This window comes from Novilysobacter longmucuonensis (assembly GCF_046600735.1).
Classification (GTDB): Bacteria; Pseudomonadota; Gammaproteobacteria; order Xanthomonadales; family Xanthomonadaceae; genus Novilysobacter_A; species Novilysobacter_A longmucuonensis.
In genome coordinates this window covers 1-1,118 of the sequence record NZ_JBJMAW010000036.1, presented here as the reverse complement: position 1 = coordinate 1,118, position 1,118 = coordinate 1, and the positions used below count along the sequence as shown (strand labels likewise).

1 protein-coding gene is annotated in these 1,118 nt (G+C 65.7%); it reads right to left on the bottom strand.

Annotation, left to right across the window (positions count from 1 at the left end):
- Positions 1-4: 4 nt before the first annotated feature.
- The gene (locus ACJQWM_RS14225) at positions 5-1,072 is read right to left on the bottom strand and encodes an IS30 family transposase (protein ID WP_330970004.1); all 1,068 of its coding nucleotides are present in this window, start codon (positions 1,070-1,072) and stop codon (positions 5-7) included.
- Between the last annotated feature and the right edge of the window lie 46 nt (positions 1,073-1,118).

Genomic DNA, 1,118 nt, shown 5'->3' with positions numbered 1-1,118 from the left:
GCAGTCAAGTTCCAAGTGCATCACCCGGAGCAAGCCCGTCGCGCGCCTTGATGTAGTGCTCGAAATACACTTCGGCCGGCGAACGCCACTGGAGCGTCTTGCGCGGCCGGTTGTTCATCTCCCAGGCAATGGCGTCGAGTTGGCGCTGCGAATGCCCAGACAGGTCCGTTCCCTTGGGCAAATATTGCCGCAGCAGACCATTGGTGTTCTCGCAGATCCCGCGCTGCCATGGGCTGTGGGGGTCGGCGAAGTAGATCGCCAGACCGGTGCTCTCGCTCAGTTGCGCATGCCGCGCCATCTCTTTGCCCTGGTCATATGTCAGGGTCTGACGCAGCTCCTGGGGCAAGGGCGCAAAGGTGCGGCGAAAGCCTTCCAGCACGCCCAGCGATGTGGTGTCCTCGACCTTGGCCAGCATCAGGAACAGGCTGTAACGGCAGACCAGCACGCCCACCGCCGAGCGGTTGTAGGCACCCACGATGAGATCGCCTTCCCAGTGGCCGGGCAACAAGCGCTCGTTGGCTGCCGGCGGGCGCAGGTGGATGCTGGGCAGATCGGGCAGATGGCCGCGCGCATCGGTGCCGGCGGCCTTGCGACCGCGTCGAGTGCGGCCACGGCGCAGCAGGCTGATCACCTCGCGCTTGAGCTGGCCGCGCGGCATGGCATGGATCGCGGTGTAGATGGTTTCGTGAGACACGCGTAGCCAGGGCCGGTAGGGATACAGAGCCCGGAGTTTGGCCGCCACCTGCTCGGGTGACCAGCGCCGCTGCAGCAGGCGCTCGACCCGGCGCCACAAAGCGGTGCCTGGACGAAACTTGCGCACCACACGTGGTTGCCCGCGCAAGCGTGCGGCGCGCTGGCCCGCGCGAGTCGCGTCATAGCCCGTGAGCAGGCGCGGCCGACCAAACTTGCGGGCCCCTGGTCTGTGATGGCCATTGCGCCGCAATTCGCGCGCAATCGTGCTGGAGGCGCGATCGAGCACGCGGCTGATCTGCCGTCCGCTGGCACCTTGCGCGTTCATCACCATGATCACGCCGCGCTCTTCGGCGCTGAGGTGTGCGTAGTGCTGGCCCATTGCAAGTTCTCTTTGCCAAGTGATGCACTTGAGCTTAGAGACCGCC

Coding starts and splice junctions, on each gene's coding strand:
- ACJQWM_RS14225 (WP_330970004.1), bottom strand. CDS start 1,072: ATGGGCCAGCACTACGCACACCTCAGCGCCGAAGAGCGCGGCGTGATC.